The sequence below is a fragment of the Janthinobacterium agaricidamnosum genome (genome assembly GCF_003667705.1).
Lineage (GTDB): Bacteria > Pseudomonadota > Gammaproteobacteria > Burkholderiales > Burkholderiaceae_D > Janthinobacterium.
Genome location: NZ_CP033019.1, coordinates 652754 through 669243, shown reverse-complemented (window position 1 = coordinate 669243; position 16490 = coordinate 652754). Strand labels below are relative to the sequence as shown.

General features: G+C 63.7%; 12 protein-coding genes. 2 read left to right on the top strand and 10 right to left on the bottom strand.

Annotated features, from left to right (window positions below; genetic code table 11):
* Positions 1-150: 150 nt before the first annotated feature.
* The 3 genes from D9M09_RS03090 to D9M09_RS03080 are packed head-to-tail and all read right to left on the bottom strand — an operon-like array spanning position 151 to position 3590.
* On the bottom strand, positions 151-1068 hold the full coding sequence (locus D9M09_RS03090) for a LysR family transcriptional regulator (protein WP_121668553.1): 918 nt from the start codon (positions 1066-1068) through the stop codon (positions 151-153).
* A 57-nt stretch (positions 1069-1125) separates the two neighbouring features.
* Positions 1126-2361: a M20/M25/M40 family metallo-hydrolase gene (locus D9M09_RS03085; protein ID WP_121668552.1), complete on the bottom strand. Its 1236-nt coding sequence runs from the start codon at positions 2359-2361 to the stop codon at positions 1126-1128.
* Positions 2358-3590 carry a urate hydroxylase PuuD gene (locus D9M09_RS03080; RefSeq protein ID WP_121668551.1) on the bottom strand — a complete coding sequence of 411 codons (1233 nt, stop codon included), beginning with the start codon at positions 3588-3590 and terminating at the stop codon, positions 2358-2360. The genes D9M09_RS03085 and D9M09_RS03080 overlap by 4 nt, the downstream gene beginning before the upstream one ends.
* Before the next feature lie 131 nt (positions 3591-3721).
* On the opposite strand from D9M09_RS03080, the gene D9M09_RS03075 reads away from it, so the two are divergent.
* Positions 3722-4660, top strand: coding sequence for a LysR family transcriptional regulator (locus tag D9M09_RS03075; RefSeq protein ID WP_034754583.1), 939 nt, complete (start codon positions 3722-3724; stop codon positions 4658-4660).
* A 73-nt stretch (positions 4661-4733) separates the two neighbouring features.
* The gene (locus D9M09_RS03070; protein WP_121668550.1) at positions 4734-6488 is read left to right on the top strand and encodes an allantoate amidohydrolase; all 1755 of its coding nucleotides are present in this window, start codon (positions 4734-4736) and stop codon (positions 6486-6488) included.
* Between the two features lie 2 nt (positions 6489-6490).
* Here the strand turns inward: D9M09_RS03070 and D9M09_RS03065 are convergent, their stop codons facing one another.
* The 7 genes from D9M09_RS03065 to D9M09_RS03035 form a co-directional block, all read right to left on the bottom strand.
* Positions 6491-7726 carry a Zn-dependent hydrolase gene (locus D9M09_RS03065; protein WP_070219303.1) on the bottom strand — a complete coding sequence of 412 codons (1236 nt, stop codon included), beginning with the start codon at positions 7724-7726 and terminating at the stop codon, positions 6491-6493.
* A gap of 10 nt (positions 7727-7736) precedes the next feature.
* Positions 7737-9128, bottom strand: a complete 1392-nt coding sequence (gene hydA, locus D9M09_RS03060) for a dihydropyrimidinase (protein WP_121668549.1) — start codon at positions 9126-9128, stop codon at positions 7737-7739.
* A gap of 21 nt (positions 9129-9149) precedes the next feature.
* Entirely contained in the window at positions 9150-10634 is a 1485-nt protein-coding gene (locus D9M09_RS03055) for an NCS1 family nucleobase:cation symporter-1 (RefSeq protein ID WP_121668548.1), read from the bottom strand.
* Between the two features lie 109 nt (positions 10635-10743).
* On the bottom strand, positions 10744-12024 hold the full coding sequence (gene preA, locus D9M09_RS03050; protein ID WP_205602325.1) for an NAD-dependent dihydropyrimidine dehydrogenase subunit PreA: 1281 nt from the start codon (positions 12022-12024) through the stop codon (positions 10744-10746).
* Entirely contained in the window at positions 12024-13391 is a 1368-nt protein-coding gene (locus tag D9M09_RS03045; protein ID WP_121668546.1) for an NAD(P)-dependent oxidoreductase, read from the bottom strand. The genes preA and D9M09_RS03045 overlap by 1 nt, the downstream gene beginning before the upstream one ends.
* A 44-nt stretch (positions 13392-13435) precedes the next feature.
* Entirely contained in the window at positions 13436-14941 is a 1506-nt protein-coding gene (locus D9M09_RS03040) for a CoA-acylating methylmalonate-semialdehyde dehydrogenase (protein WP_121670948.1), read from the bottom strand.
* Between the two features lie 75 nt (positions 14942-15016).
* Entirely contained in the window at positions 15017-16333 is a 1317-nt protein-coding gene (locus tag D9M09_RS03035) for an aspartate aminotransferase family protein (protein ID WP_121668545.1), read from the bottom strand.
* Between the last annotated feature and the right edge of the window lie 157 nt (positions 16334-16490).

Below are 16490 nucleotides of genomic sequence, written 5' to 3'. Positions count from 1 at the left end.
TTGGCAAACGGGTTATTCTGAACGCGACTGATAAGTTTTTCTTGTGGGTGGGGCCAACAATGTTGTCGGATTACGCGGCGTCCCGCCGCTAATCCTACCTACCCGACTAATATGCATCGTAGGTCGGCTTAGCGTCAGCGTAAGCCGACATCACCCGGCACCATATTCCTCGCCCAGCGCCAGCGTGAACCTGGCCGCCTCTTCGCATGCCAGCATGGCGACCAATTGAATCGCTTCCGTCGTGATGTCTTCGCTGTAGCTGATGACGATGCGCTGCGGCGCCAGGCTGCTGGCGCAGGGAATCAGCGCGATATTGCCTTGCTCGATTTCCTCGCGCAGGGGCGCCAGCGGCAGCACGGCGATGCCGAAGCCCGCTTTGACCAGGCGCACGATGGCGGAGATCGAGCTGACGCAATGGACGCGCCCCAGCTGCACGCCCTCGTCCTGGCACAGCGCTTTCAATGCTGAATGCGGCTGCGAACCGCGGTTCATGGTGATGATCGGATGCTGCGCCAGTTGCGCCACCGTGAACGGCACGCCCGTGTCGGGCCAGTCGGCGGCCCTGCCGGCCCAGCCCATGGCGATGGCGCCGCTGCCCGTGCTGCGGATATGGTCGCCCGTCAGCATGTCCGTCTGCAGCGCGATATCGAGTTCGCCCTGCTGCAGCTGTTCGTGCAGGCGGCGCGTCGATTCCGACGTCAATTGAATCTCGATGCCCGGATAGCGCTCCTGCACGCGCTGCAGAAACGGGATCAGCCAGGTATGCACGATGGTTTCGATGACGCCGATGCGCACTTCACCCGTGATCTGCGCGGGCGAGGAATTGGCCGCATACATGTCGCGGCACAGCTCCAGCATGCGCTCGGCGTACACAAGCAGGTTGCGCCCGGCAAAAGTCAGGCGGATGTCACGCGCGTCGCGGTCGAACAGGCGCGTGCCGAAGTCCTGCTCCAGCGAGGCGATGCGGTTGGAAATGGCCGCCTGCGTGATGTGCAGCTTGTCGGCCGCCGTGCGGAAGCTGCCCAGCCGCGCAGCCCAGACAAACGCTTCGAGAAAACGGGTATTCAATGGAGCTCTTCTTCACCTAGAGTGTGGTCGCCCCATTGTAAGCCAAAGCGCCCCGCCCTATTTCTGCGCCAGGAAATCGAGCAAGGTCAGGGCGACGATCTTGCTGGCCTTGCGCAAGTCGTCGAGCGCCAGGCGCTCGTCGGCCTTCTTCGCATTCGATTCGGGCACCGTGCGCGGGCCGGCGCCATACAGCACGGCGGGGATGCCCCGCTCGCCATACAGGCGCGCATCCGCATACAGGGGCGTGCCGACGGCGGGAATCGTCTCGCCAAGGATGGCTTGCGCATTTTTCTGCAGGCTGCCGACGAGCTGTTCGGAACCGGGCAAGGGCCGCAGCGCGTGCGACAGCAGCAGGCGGCGGATCTCGATACGGATGCCCGGCTCGTCGCGCACGGCGTCCTCGATCAGCGCGCGCACCTGCGCCTCCACCGCCACCGGGTCTTCTTCGGGAATCATGCGGCGGTCCATCTTCATGACGACCTTGCCCGGCACCACATTGGTATTCGTGCCGCCGTCAATGCGGCCCACCAGCATGGTGGGCGAGTCGATGCCGGCCACTTTCGATTTGATCTTTTTCAGTTCCGGCAGCTGGCCGTAAATGGCGTTGAGGATCTTGTTGGCCGCCTGCAGCGCATCGTGGCCCGTTTCCGGCATGGAGCCGTGGCCCGACTTGCCGTGCACGGTGATTTCCAGCTGCAGGCAGGCGTTGTGCGCCGTGACGATGCCGTAGCTGAAACCGGCGGCGATGACGAAATCGGGCTTCGTCAGCTGCTGTTCCAGCAGCCAGCCCGGCCCCAGCAAGCCGCCGAATTCCTCGTCGTAGGTAAAATGCAGTTCCAGCTGGCCTTTGAGCGGAATGCCCAGCGCTTCGAGCGCGCGCGCGGCAAACACATAGGTGGCGAAATCGCCTTTCGACACGGCCGTCGCGCGGCCGTAGATATAGCCGCCGTCGATCTGCCCGCCGTACGGCGGATACGTCCAGTTGTCGCCGGGCGGCACCACGTCGCCATGCGCATTCAGGGCCACCGTCGGCCCGCCTGCCGCATACGGACGGCGCACGATCAGGTTGGTGATGCTCTGCATGCCATACGCCTCGACCTGGTCCGCCGGCACAGCGTGCTTTTCCGCGTTCCAGCCATACGCCTGCAGCAGTTGCGCCACCAGATCCGCATGGGGCGCGTTATTGCCGGGCGGCGTATCCGTCGGCTGCTGCACCACCTTCTGTAAAAATGCGACTTCCTCGTCGAAGTGTTCGTCGATCCAGGCCGTGATTTTTTCTGCGTGCGTCGTCATTTTGCTCCTTGCATGGTCTGTTGCAGCCAGGCGCCAAGCTCGCTGCGCTCGGCCTCCGTCATATTGGTCAGGTTCCCGATTGGCATGGCCTTCAGCTCGATGGCCTGCTTGTAGATTTGCGCCGCGTGCTGGCGGATTTGCGTCTCATTATCCAGCATCATGCCGGCCGGCGCCGTGGCGAAGCCCGGCTGCGTGGGCTGGGCCGAATGGCAGGTGGCGCAGCGCTGGGCGATGATGGCGTGCACGCTCTTGAACTGCGCCGCCGGGTCCACCGCCGGTGCGGCCGCCAGGGCCACGGGCGCTTTCGGCGCGATGGCCACGGCCACGGCCACCAGCAGGGCCACGCCGAGGGCAGGATAACGCCACTCGACGCGGCCCTTGTGGCGCAGGTTGAAGAAGTGGCGGATGAAGACGCCGGCCGCCATGATCAGTGCCAGCACCAGCCACGCGTGATCGTTGCGGTAAGTCATCGCGTAGTGGTTGCTGATCATGATGAACAGCACGGGTAACGTAAAATAATTGTTATGCACGCTGCGCTGCTTGGCCTTCATGCCATGTTTGGGATCGGGCAGCTTGCCGGCAGCCATGGCCTCGACCATCTTGCGCTGGCCGGGAATGATCAGCATCAGCACATTGGCCACCATGATGGTGCCGATCATGGCGCCCACGTGGATGTAGGCGGCGCGCCCGCTGAGCAAATGCGTGAGCACATAGGCGGCGCCGACGATCAGCGCGAACACCGTCACGCCGAACCACAGTTCATATTGCGCCAGCTTCGAGCGGCACAGCAGGTCGTACACGGTCCAGCCGATGACCAGGGTGGCGATACCGATGCCGACGGCCTGGCCGCTGGAGATGTCCGCCACGGCCTTGTCGATCATCATGGCCTGAGCATTGAAGTAATACGCGATGGTGAGCAGCGCAAAGCCGGACAGCCAGGTGGAATACGCTTCCCACTTGAACCAGTGCAGCTCCTTCGGCAGTTCCGCGGGCGCCACCAGGTATTTTTGCGGGTTATAAAAGCCGCCGCCATGCACGGCCCACAATTCTCCCGACACGCCCTTCTTCGCCAGCTCGGAGCCGGGCGCGGGCGGACGTATGGAATTGTCGAGCCAGACGAAATAAAAGGAAGCACCGATCCAGGCGATGCCCGTGATGACGTGCAGCCAGCGGACGATCAGGTTCAGCCACTCCAGGCCGTACGGAATCAGGTAGGCAAATACTTCCATAAATTTCCTCTAGTCAGACCGAACCCATATTCGTGCCAATCTACACAAGATAAACGGATTTACCGCCCATCACATGAAAAATATCGTATATTTGACATATTCAAATCGATATACAACAGAGCCGCCGTCACATGTCCAGCCTGCCGCAACACCTCGACCTGCACCTGATCCGCATCCTCTACCTGCTGCTGGTGGAAAAGAATGTCTCGCGCGTGGCGCTCAAGCTCAATCAGCCGCAGCCTTCGATTTCCGCCTCCCTGCGCAAGCTGCGCGAACTGACGGGCGACCCGCTGCTCGTGCGCGGCGCGCGCGGCATGGTGCCGACCCAGCATGGCGAAAGCCTGCTCAATCCGGCCAAGCGCATCCTCGACCAGACGGAAAGCCTGTTCGTCAAGAAGACGCCGTTCGTGGCGCAGGAAGAGGCGCGCACCTTCCATATCGCCGCGCCCGACTACCTGGACAGCCAGTTCCTGCCCAACGTGGTGGCCCTGCTGCGCCGCGGCTCGCCGAAAAGCCGCGTCGTGCTGCACAGCCTGGGGCCGGGCATCGACCATATCCGCCAGCTTTCCGACGGGGGCCTGGACCTGGTGATCGCCAACTGGGACGAGCCGCCCGCCCACCTGCACATCTCGAAGCTGTTCGAAGACCCCATCATCTGCGCCATGCATGCGGAAAACGCCTATGCGCGCCGCACCGCCAGCGACGCCATGACGCTCGACGACTACCTGAGCCTGCCCCACGTGGCACCGTCGCAGATGATGCCCGGCTACCACGGCGTGATCGATTCCTTCCTCGAACGGCAAAACCTGCAGCGCAACGTGGTGGTGGAGTCGGCGTATTTCGGCCTGATCCCCTACATGCTGACGCAGACGGACCTGGTGCTCACCACGGGCCGGCAATTCATGCGCTTCTATGAAAAGACCCTGCCGCTGAAAACGTACACCGTGCCCTTGAAATTCCCGCCCATGCGCTTTTACCAGCTGTGGCACCAGCGCGTGCACCAGGCGCCCGAACACAAATGGCTGCGCGACCAGGTCAGCGCGGCCGCCAAGGCGCTGGTGCAGCGATAGCCGCTATCAGCGCGCGCATATAATGGAGGCAGGAACGGGGCGCTATCATCACCGCTTGCATGATCGGAAAACCATGACCACCCTTTCAGACCTGAACGCCGGCAGCCAGGCCGATTTTATCGCGCACCTGCATGGCATCTACGAACACTCGCCCTGGATCGCCCAGCGCGCGGCTGCCGCCCGGCCGTTTGCCAGCCTGACGGCCCTCAAGACGGAGCTGCAGCGCGTGCTGGCGCAAGCCTCGCCCGAAGAGCAGCTGGGACTGATACGCGCCCACCCGGAACTGGCCGGCAAGGCCGCCATCGCCGGGCAGCTGACGGCGGAATCGACGCGCGAACAGGCCAAGTCGGGCCTGAACCTGTGCAGCCCTGATGAATTCGCCACCCTGCAGCGCCTCAACAGCGAATACAACGCCAAGTTCGGCTTTCCCTTCATCCTGGCCGTCAAGGGTCCGACGGGCGAGGGCCTGACGCGCCAGGACATCATCGCCACGTTTGCGCGGCGCCTGAAAAACCGGCGCGCCGATGAACTGGCCGAATCGCTGCGGCAGATCAAGCGCATTGCCGAACTGCGCCTGAACGACCTGCTCGACGTGCGCCTGGACTTCGGCCCCGCCATCATGCAGCAGGCGGAAACGCTGGCCGGCTGGAGCGACAGCGATTACAACCTGACCTGCGCTTACCTGACGCCGGCGCACCGCAAAACGGCCGCGCAGCTGGCCGACTGGATGCGGGACGCGGGCATGCAGGTGCACATCGACGCCGTCGGCAATGTCGTCGGCCGCTATCTGTCCAACGCACCGGGCGCGAAGACCCTGATGACGGGATCGCACTACGACACCGTGCGCAACGGCGGCAAGTACGATGGCCGGCTGGGCATCGTGCTGCCGATCGCCGTCGTGCGCCACCTGCACGAACGGGGCGAAAAACTGCCGTTTCATTTCGAGGTCGTCGGTTTCGCCGAAGAGGAAGGCGTGCGCTTCAAGAGCACGTTTTTGGGCAGCACGGCCGTGACGGGCAAGTTCGACGTGTCGCTGCTGGAGCAGCTGGATGCGGATGGCGTGAGCATGCGCGACGCACTGGCCGCCGCCGGCCACGAGGCGAGCGCCATCGGCGCCATCGCGCGCGATCCGGCCAGCCTGCTCGGCTATGTGGAGGTGCATATCGAACAGGGCCCCGTGCTGCTTGAGCGCGACCTGCCGCTGGGGATCGTCACGGCGATCGCCGGCAGCTCGCGCTACCTGGTCAGCCTGGGCGGCGTGGCCAGCCACGCGGGCACCACGCCCATGACCATGCGCAAGGACGCGGCCAGCGCGGCCGCCGAAATCATCCTGCTGGTGGAACAGCGCTGCAGCCACGGCGAAGCGCTGGTGGGCACCGTGGGCCAGCTGCAGGTGCCCAACGGCTCCGTCAACGTGATCGCCGGCGCCTGCACCCTGTCGCTCGATATACGCGCGGCCGTTGACGCCGTGCGCCAGGCAGCCGTCGACGATATTCTGGATGGCATCGCCGCCATCTGCGCGCGGCGCCAGATCGACTACCAGCTGGAACTGCTGCTGTCGGCGCGCGCGGCGCCATGCGCGCCGTGGCTGATGGCGCAGCTGGCGCAAGCCGTGGAATCCGTCGGCATCGCACCGTACGCGCTGCTGTCGGGCGCCGGCCACGACGCCATGGCCATGGCCGCCATCACCGACGTGGCCATGCTGTTTACCCGCTGCGGCAATGGCGGCATCAGCCACAATCCGCTGGAAACCATGACGGCCGACGACGCCGACATCGCGGCGCGCGCGCTGCTGGCGTTTTTGCGCAACTTCCAGCCCAAGCCCTGAGGTTACACGGCCACGGCCCGCTCCAGCATCGCGTGCAGCAGCACGTTGCAGCCCGCTTCCAGGTGCTCGGGCTTGGCGTCCTCGATTTCATTGTGGCTGATGCCGTCCTTGCACGGCACGAAGATCATGCCGGCCGGCGCCAGCCGGGCCGCGTAGATGGCGTCATGGCCGGCGCCGGACACCACATCCATCACGGAGTAGCCGAGTTTGGCCGTGGCGTTGCGCACGGCGCCCACGCAGTCGGGGTGGAACGGACATGGCGGGTAGTAGGAGACTCTTTCCAGTGAAATGCCCAAGCCTGTTTTTTCGCGCGTGGCATCGATGAAAGCCGTGATCTCGCCGTGCATGGTGTTGAGCAGCTCGTCGTTCACGTTGCGCAGGTCGATGCTGAATTTGACTTCGCCGGGGATCACGTTGCGGCTGTTCGGGAAGACCTGCACCATGCCCACCGTGCCCCGCCCGTACGGCGGGTAGCGGTTGGCAATCGCCACCACTTCCTGCATGATGGTGGTGGCCACCTGCAGCGCATCCTTGCGCAAGCCCATGGGCGTGGGGCCCGCATGTGCTTCCATGCCCGTCACCACGCAGTCGTACCAGGACAGCCCCATCACGGCCGGCACCACGCCGATAACCGTGTCCGCGTCTTCCAGCACGGGGCCCTGTTCGATATGCGTCTCAAAATAGGCGCCGATCGGATGGTCGCCCGGCACCTGCTCACCCTTGTATCCGATGCGCGCCAGCTCCTCGCCCACGGTCTTGCCTTCCGTGTCCTTGGCCGCATACGCGGTTTCCAGCGAGAAGGCGCCGCAAAACACGCCCGAGCCCATCATCACGGGCACGAAACGCGAGCCTTCCTCGTTGGTCCAGAAGGCCACCTCGATCGGTGCCTGCGTCTTGATCTTCAGATCGTTCAGGGTGCGCACCACTTCCAGGCCCGCCAGCACGCCGTAGTTGCCATCGAACTTGCCGCCCGTGGGCTGCGTGTCGATATGGCTGCCCGTCATCACGGGCGGCAAGGTATTGTCCATGCCGTCGCGGCGCATGAAGACATTGCCGATCTGGTCGATCGTGATGCTCATGCCCGCCTCGCGGCCCCAGCCTGCCACCAGGTCGCGGCCTTCCTTGTCGAGGTCCGTCAGGGCCAGGCGCTTGACGCCGCCCTTCGCTGTCGCGCCGATACGCGCCAGTTCCATCAGGGCTGCCCACAGGCGCTCACCATTGATACGCAATGCATCCATCGTCAACTCCTTATGCGGTCGTGGCGGCAAACGCGGGACGCTCGATATAGCGCCCCGCCCCTTCGACGGCCATCAGTTCGCCCTGGTGGAACACCACCTTGCCGGCGGCAATCGTGGTGCTGGGGATGCCGCGCACGGTGCGCCCTTCGAAGACATTGAAGCCTCCCTTGGCGAACTGCGTGGCGGCGGAAATGGTGCGCGTGCCCTGCGGGTCCCACAGCACGATGTCGGCATCGCTGCCTGCGGCGATGACGCCCTTGCGTGGATACATATTGAAGATCTGCGCCGCATTGGTGGACGACACCTTGACGAATTCTGAGGGGGTGAGCATGCCCGAATTGACGCCAGCATCCCACACCACGGCCATGCGTTCCTCGACGCCGCCGCAGCCGTTCGGGATGCGCGTAAAGTCATTCTTGCCAGCCGCCTTCTGCTCGGCGCAGAAGGTGCAGTGGTCGGTGGCCGTCGTGTGCAGGTTGCCGCTTTGCAGGCCGTGCCACAGTGCCGATTGATGGTGCTTGCCGCGAAACGGCGGGCTCATGACGTGGCCCGCCACGTAGTCGAAATCGTCGCTCTGGTAGACGCTGTCGTCGATCACCAGGTGGCCCGCCAGCGCTTCGCCATATACGCGCTGGCCGTTGGCGCGCGCCCGCGTGATGGCGTCGAGCGACTCCGCGCACGAGACGTGCACGATGTACACGGGGGTATTCAAAACGTTGGCGATCGCGATGGCGCGGTTGGCCGCCTCGGCTTCCACGGCGGGAGGGCGCGACAGCGGGTGCGCCTGCGGACCGGTGATGCCTTTTTTGAGCAGGGCTTGCTGCAACTGAAAAACCAGTTCGCCGTTTTCCGCATGGACGGTGGGCAGCGCCCCCAGTTCCAGCGAGCGGGTAAAGCTTTTCACCAGGGTTTCATCGTCGGCCATGATGGCGTTTTTATAGGCCATGAAATGCTTGAAGCTGTTCACGCCATGCTCGCGCACCAGCACTCCCATCTCTTCATGTACCTGTTCGCTCCACCAGGTGATCGCCACGTGGAAGGTGTAGTCGCCAGCCGCCTTGGCCGACCACTCGCGCCACTGGTGATAGGCCTCGATCAGCGACTGCTTCGGCGCGGGGATGACGAAGTCCATGATGGTGGTGGTGCCGCCCGCCAGTCCCGCCGCCGTGCCCGTGAAAAAATCGTCGGCCGTCACGGTGCCCATGAAAGGGAGGTTCATGTGCGTGTGCGTATCTATCCCGCCCGGCATCACGTACAGGCCGCCCGCGTCGATCACGGTGGCGCCGGCCGGCGGCGCCAGGTTCTCGCCGACGGCGGCAATCGTGTCGCCCTCGATCAGCACATCGGCGCGAAACGCGCGGTCGGCGTTGACGACGGTACCGCCACGTATCAGTGTAGTCATCTTGTCTCCTTCTCGAAAAGATCAGGACTGGGGCGCCTGCTGTACGAGCGCAGCTACCTTGCCCTTCATCATGACGCCGTAGACGACTGCGGCGATGGCCACGCCCACGAACCAGGCGTAGGTGTAGATGGTTTTAAAGCCTTCGCCCACGCCGGGAAACGCCGTGGGAAAGGCCGCGTTCAAAAAGCCCGGGATATTCGGCAGCACGGCGATGACAAAGGCGATCAGCGCCGCCATGTTCCAGCCATTGCCATACGAGTAGACGCCGTCGTCGCGGTACAACTGCCTGACGTCGAGCTGCGTCTTGCGCACAAAGTAATAGTCGACGATGAGGATGCCGGCGATGGGGCCCAGCAAGGCCGAGTAGCCGATCAGCCAAGTGAAGATATAGCCCTGTGTCGACTCAAGCACCTTCCACGGCATCATGACGATGGCGATGAAGGCCGTGATGTAGCCGCCCATCTTGTATGAAATCTGCTTCGGCGCCAGCGAGGAAAAGTCGTACGCAGGCCCCACCAGGTTGGCCGCCAGGTTGACGCTGACCGTGTCGATCAGGAGGATGATCAGGGCGATCAGCACGGCGGCGCCCGTCATGCGGCTGGCCAGGTCGACGGGGTCCCAGATGGCCTTGCCGTACATGACGACCGAACCGGCAGTGACGATCACGGCCAGCATGGCCAGCAAACCCATCGGCACGGGCAAGCCGACCGACTGGCCCACGATCTGGTCGCGCTGCGTCTTGGCAAAGCGCGTGAAGTCGGGAATGTTCAATGCCAAGGTGGCCCAGAAACCCACCATGGCGGTGAGCGACGGCCAGAAGACGCTCCAGAACTGGCCCGCCTTTTTACCGCCGGGGATGAATTGCGATGGCTGGTCCAGCAGGCTGGCCACGCCGCCTGCCTTGCTGTGCACCCAGTACAGCAGCACGAAGCAGATCAGGATTTTCAGGGGTGCCGTATAGGTTTCGAGCTTGCGGATCGATTCCATGCCATGCAGGATGTAATAGAACTGGATGGCCCAGAAGGCCAGGAAGCACAACAGCTGGCTGCCGTTGATGCCCAGGCCCGCGATCTTCTCGCCGCCCAGTTCATGGCCCATCAGCACGCCCATCAAGGTGTAGATCATCTGCCCGCCGAACCAGGTCTGGATGCCGTACCAGCCGCAGGCGACGATGGCGCGCATCAATGCCGGCAGGCGCGCGCCCATGGTACCGAACGAGGCGCGCGCCAGCACGGCATACGGGATGCCGTACTTGGTGCCCGCATGGCCGATCAGCAGCATGGGCAAGAGCACGATGGCGTTGGCGAGAAAGACCGTGAGCACGGCCTGGTAACCGGACATGCCGCTGTCGATCAGGCTGGCCGACAGGGTGTAGGCGGGAATGCACATCACCATGCCCACCCACAGCGCGGCAAAGTGATACCAGCGCCAGGTGCGCTGCGCCGCCGTGGTGGGCGCCAGGTCTTCATTCCAGAGTTGCGTGTTGCCTGAATAGTCGTGGTTCACAGGTATGCTCCATCGGTTGGGAGGTTGGGCGTTTTAAAAACGGCTGCGGCCTAGCTTACTGCAAAGTTGGGCAACTGTTTATAAAATATGCGTACGCAAAAAACGTGCCCTATACCGATTCCGCCAATGCCCGGGGGTTGCGCGGATCCTGCGTCCAGTTCATGTACGGCTTGCCCGTGGCCTGCGGCACCATCGTGATGCAGCCCTGCACCGGACAGGTGATTTCGCACAGGTTGCAGCCCACGCATTCCTCCTTGATCACTTCATATGTGCGCGTGCCGGCGGCGTCGATCAGTTGCGCAATCGACTGGTGCGAGGTGTCTTCGCAAGCCACGTAGCACTTGCCGCATTTGATGCAGTCGTCCTGGTTAATCTGCGCGATCACCTGGTAATTCATGTCCAGGTATTTCCAGTCCGTCGTGTTGGCCACGGCCTTGCCGGAAAAATCGCTGATGCGTGCATAGCCCTTCTCGTCCATCCAGCGCGACAGGCCATCCTTCATTTCTTCGACGATGCGAAAGCCATGCAGCATGGCGGCCGTGCACACCTGCACGCAGCCGGCGCCCAGGGCGATGAATTCGGCCGCGTCGCGCCAGTTGCCGATGCCGCCGATGCCGGAAATGGGCAAGCCCCGCGTCTGCGGATCGCGGGCGATTTCCGCCACCATGTTCAGCGCGATGGGTTTCACGGCGGCCCCGCAATAGCCGCCGTGCGTGCTGGCGCCACCGACAATCGGCAAGGCCACCATGCGGTCCAGGTCCAGCGAGGTGATGGAATTGATGGTGTTGATCAGCGAGACGGCGTCCGCGCCGCCCGCCTTGGCCGCGCGCGCCGGCATGCGCACGTCCGTGATGTTGGGCGTGAGCTTGACGATGACGGGCAGTCGGCTATGTTTCTTGCACCAGGCGGTCACCATCTGCACGTACTCGGGCACCTGGCCCACGGCCGCGCCCATGCCGCGCTCCGGCATGCCGTGCGGGCAGCCGAAATTGAGCTCGATGCCGTCCGCTCCCGTCGCCTCGACCTTGGGCAGGATGTCGGCCCAGTAGTGCTCTTCGCAGGGCAGCATCAGGGAGACGATCATGGCGCGGTCAGGCCAGTCCTTTTTCACCTGCGTGATTTCGCGCAGGTTGATTGCCAAAGAGCGGTCGGTAATCAGCTCGATGTTATTGAAACCGACCACTTCGCGGTTCTTGCCGTACAGGGCGGAATAGCGCGACGAGACGTTGACGGCGGCCGGGTCTTCACCGAGCGTTTTCCACACGACGCCGCCCCACCCCGCCTCGAAGGCGCGCACCACGTTATACGCCTTGTCGGTCGGCGGTGCGGACGCCAGCCAGAAGGGATTCGGCGCCTTGATGCCGCAAAATTCGATGCTGAGATCAGCCATTATGCAGCCTCCACTTTATTGAACAGATCGGAATGGATGGCCAGTGCGGCCAGCTTGCCATGCTGGACGGCCTGCACCGTCAAGTCCTGCCCCGGCGCCACGCAGTCGCCGCCCGCGTAGATCCCCGGCAGCACAGTGCGGAAACCCGCGTCGACGGCGATCTTGTCGCCTTCACGCTGCAGCAACGACGCCATCGGGTCATGCAGCAGCTGCGTATCGAGGCTCTGGCCGATGGCCTTGAAGATGGCGTCGGCCGCCACGTCGAACGTTTCGCCCGTGCCCGCCAGGCGCGTGCCCTGCATGCGGGTTTTCTCGAAACGCATGCCGGCCACCTTGCCGGCAGCGTCAAGCAGCACCTGCTGCGGCTGGGCCCACGTCAGCATGCGCACCTGGTTCGCCTTGGCGATCTCCTGTTCATGATGGGTGGCCGTCATGGCGTCGAAACCGCGCCGGTAGACCAGGGTGACTTCCTCGGCGCCCAGCCTTTGAATCTGCACGGCCATGTCGATGGCCGTATTGCCGGCGCCAATCACAATCGCCCGTTTCGGCACGGGCAGCGCGGCCAGGTCGTCCGCCTGGCGCAGCGCGGCGATGTAATCGACGGCGGCCAGCAAGCCCGGCGCGTCCTCGCCCGTCAAGCCCAGTTTGCGGCTGGCGCCCAGGCCCAGGCCCAGGAAGACGGCGTCGTACTGCGCATGCAAGTCGCGCAGCTGCACGTTTTCACCCAGCGCCTGGCGACATCGGATGGCGATGCCGCCGATATCGAGCAGGAAGTCGATTTCCTTTTGCGCGAAATCGTCCGTCAGCTTGTACTTGGCGATGCCGTATTCATTCAGGCCGCCCGCCTTGTCTTCCTTCTCAAAGATCACCACGTCGTGGCCCAGCATGGCCAGGCGGTGCGCGCACGACAGGCCGGCTGGTCCCGCGCCGACGATGGCGATGGTCTTGCCCGTGCTTGCCGCCCGTTTGAACGGGTGACTCGCAAAGTGCATATGGTCGACGGCATAGCGCTGCAAGAGACCGATCCTGACGGGCTGGCCTTCGGCGTCGTGGTTGCGCACGCAGACGTCTTCGCACAGGATTTCCGTCGGGCAGACGCGCGCGCAGCTGCCGCCCAGGATGTTCTGTTTCAGGATGCCAGCGGCGGCGCCGTTGATGTTCTTGTCGTGGATATTGCGGATGAAGCTGGCCACGTCGATTTCCGACGGACAGATGCGGCTGCACGGCGCGTCGTAGCAGTACAGGCAGCGGGCGCTTTCGATGGCGGCCTGGCGCACCGTCAGGGGCGGCGCCAGGTCCGTGAAATGGCCAGCCAATTCCTCGTTGGGCAGGGCGGGATGCGGTAAATAACTCAAGGACTCGATCATCGCGGTTTCCTTTTTTTGTGCGGCCAATGTTTGACTTAAAACCCTTACTTCATCTGGGGAAAAGCAAATTCCACACCAGCGCTTGCCGTGTTCGGCCAGCGCTGCATCACGGCCTTGTGGCGCGTGTAGAAACGCACGCCTTCGGGGCCATACGCGTGGTGGTCGCCGAACATGCTGCGCTTCCAGCCGCCGAAACTGTTGAAGGCCATCGGCACGGGCAAGGGGATGTTGACGCCCACCATGCCGACCTGGATCTGGCGCACGAATTCGCGCGCCACGCCGCCGTCGCGCGTGTAAATGGCCACGCCGTTGCCATACTCGTTGGCGTTGATCAGCTCCACCGCGTGCACCACGTCAGGACACCGCAGCACGCACAGCACGGGGCCGAAAATCTCTTCCTTGTAGATAGTCATGTCACGCGTGACGTGATCGAACAAGGTGCCGCCGACAAAGAAGCCGTTCTCGCGTCCCGGCACCACGTGGTTGCGTCCATCGACCACCAAAGTCGCGCCCTGCTCCACGCCGGAGGTGATCAGTTTTTCGATCCGCTGCTTGGCGGCCAGCGACACGACCGGTCCCATTTCCGCACCATCTTCCATACCGTCGCGCACTTTCAGTGCGGCCGTGCGCGTTGCCAGTGCATCGATCAGCTTGTCGCCCGCGTCGCCCACGGCCACGACGACGGAGATGGCCATGCAGCGCTCGCCCGCCGATCCGTAGGCCGCGCCGATCAGCGCGTCGACCGTCATCTCCATGTCCGCGTCGGGCATCACCACCATGTGGTTTTTCGCGCCGCCCAGGGCTTGCACGCGCTTGCCGCTGGCGCTGCCGCGCGCATAGATGTATTCCGCGATCGGCGTCGAGCCGACAAAGCTGATCGCCTGCACCACGGGGTGGTCGAGCAAGGCGTCGACCGTCACCTTGTCTCCCTGTACCACGTTGAAGACGCCGTCGGGTAAACCTGCATCCTTGAGCAATTTCGCGTGCAGCAGCGACGCGGACGGATCGCGCTCGGACGGTTTCAAGACGAAGGTATTGCCGCAGGCAATCGCCACCGGGAACATCCACATCGGCACCATCACGGGAAAGTTAAACGGCGTGATGCCGGCCACCACGCCGAGAGCCTGGCGCATGGACCAGGCGTCGATGCCGCGCGAAATCTGGTCCGTGAATTCGCCCTTCAGCAATTGCGGTATGCCGACGGCAAATTCCACCATCTCGATGCCGCGCGCCACCTCGCCCTGGGCATCGGCAAAGGTCTTGCCATGCTCGCGCGTGAGCATGGCGGCAAATTCGTCCGTGTGCTGCTGGCACAGCTGCAGGTAGCGGAACAGGACCCTGGCGCGCGTCAGCGGCGGCGTGGCCGACCACGAGGGAAAAGCGGTGGCCGCCGCCTGCACGGCCGCGTCCACGTCTTCCACGGTGCCCAGCGCCACGCGCGCCACAGGCTCGCCCAGGGCCGGGTTGTAGACGTCGCCGTAGCGGCCGCTTTGGGTGTCGACTTTGGCGCCGTTGATGTAGTGGGTGATGGTGTCGAGCTGTGTGTTAATTTGGTTCACGTTATTTCCTCTCTTTACCCCAAGGGCAAATTCTGGGGTCAGACCCGGCGGGTCTGACCCCGGGGCTTAATCAAGGTTCTTCAGCACCGTGGCCAGCTTGCCGAACAGCTCGTCGACATGCTGCTTCTCCAGCACCAGCGGCGGCGACAGCGCGATGATGTCGCCCGTCGTGCGTATCAGCACACCGTCGGCGAAGGCCTGCTTGAAGGCGTTGAAGGCGCGCGTGCCCGGCTTACCGGCGATGGGATCGAGTTCGATGCCGGCGATCAGGCCGATGCTGCGCAGGTCGATCACGTGCGGCAAGCCTTTCAGCGAGTGCACGGCGTCGCTCCAGTACGCCTGCATCGCTTTCGCGTGGCCCAGGATGTCCTGCTCCTCGAACACTTGCAGGGTGGCCAGCGAGGCGGCGCAGGCCAGCGGGTGGCCGGAATACGTATAGCCGTGGAACAGTTCGATGCCGGGCGGCGCATCCATGAAGGCATCGTGGATATACTTTTTGCTGAACACTGCCCCCATCGGCACCATGCCGTTGGTCAGGCCCTTCGCCGTCGTCATCAGGTCCGGCTCGACGTCGAAATAGTCGGCGGCGAAAGGCGTCGTCATGCGGCCGAAACCCGTGATCACTTCATCGAAAATCAACAGGATGCCGTGCTTGGTGCACAGTTCGCGCAAGCGTTTCAGATAGCCTTTCGGCGGGATCAGCACGCCCGTGGAACCGGCCACCGGTTCGACGATGACGGCGGCGATCGTCGAGGCGTCGTGCAGGGCGATAATGCGTTCCAGCTCGTCGGCCAGGTGGGTGCCGTATTCGGGTTCGCCCACCGTGTAGGCGTTCTTATCCAGGTTGTGCGTGTGCGGCAGGTGGTCAACACCCGGTAGCAGGGGGCCGAAGGTCTTGCGGTTGCCGCCGATGCCGCCCACGGAAATGCCGCCGAAACCGACGCCGTGGTAACCGCGTTCGCGGCCGATCAGGCGCGTGCGCGCGCCCTCGCCGCGCGCCCGGTGGTAGGCCAGCGCGATCTTCAACGCCGTATCGACGGCTTCGGAGCCGGAATTCGTATAAAACACATGGCCGAACTTGTGGCCCGTGTAGTCCATCAGTTTTTCCGCCAGGTCGAAGGCGGCCGGATGGCCCATCTGGAAAGTGGGGGCGAAGTCGAGCTGGCCCACCATGTCGCGGATGGCGCCGACGATTTTCGGCTGCGCATGGCCGCACGGCACGCACCACAGGCCCGCCGTGCCATCGAGGATGGCGTTGCCATCGACATCCTTGTAATACATGCCTTCGGCCGATACCAGCAGGCGCGGGTTGGCCTTGAAATCGCGGTTGTTCGTAAACGGCATCCAGAATGCCGACATCGATTCCGGCCTTGTTTCGTTCATGACCTTCTCCTTGGAATGGGCTGGCGCGGGGGCCAGGATCGTTTTTGACGAAGCGTAAAATAATTTACCAGTTGGCAAAAAGCTGATGTAATAATAGACAGGCCATCCCCAATGGCACAGATACACAAACGGCAAAGTATCCCAACCGTACAGGTCG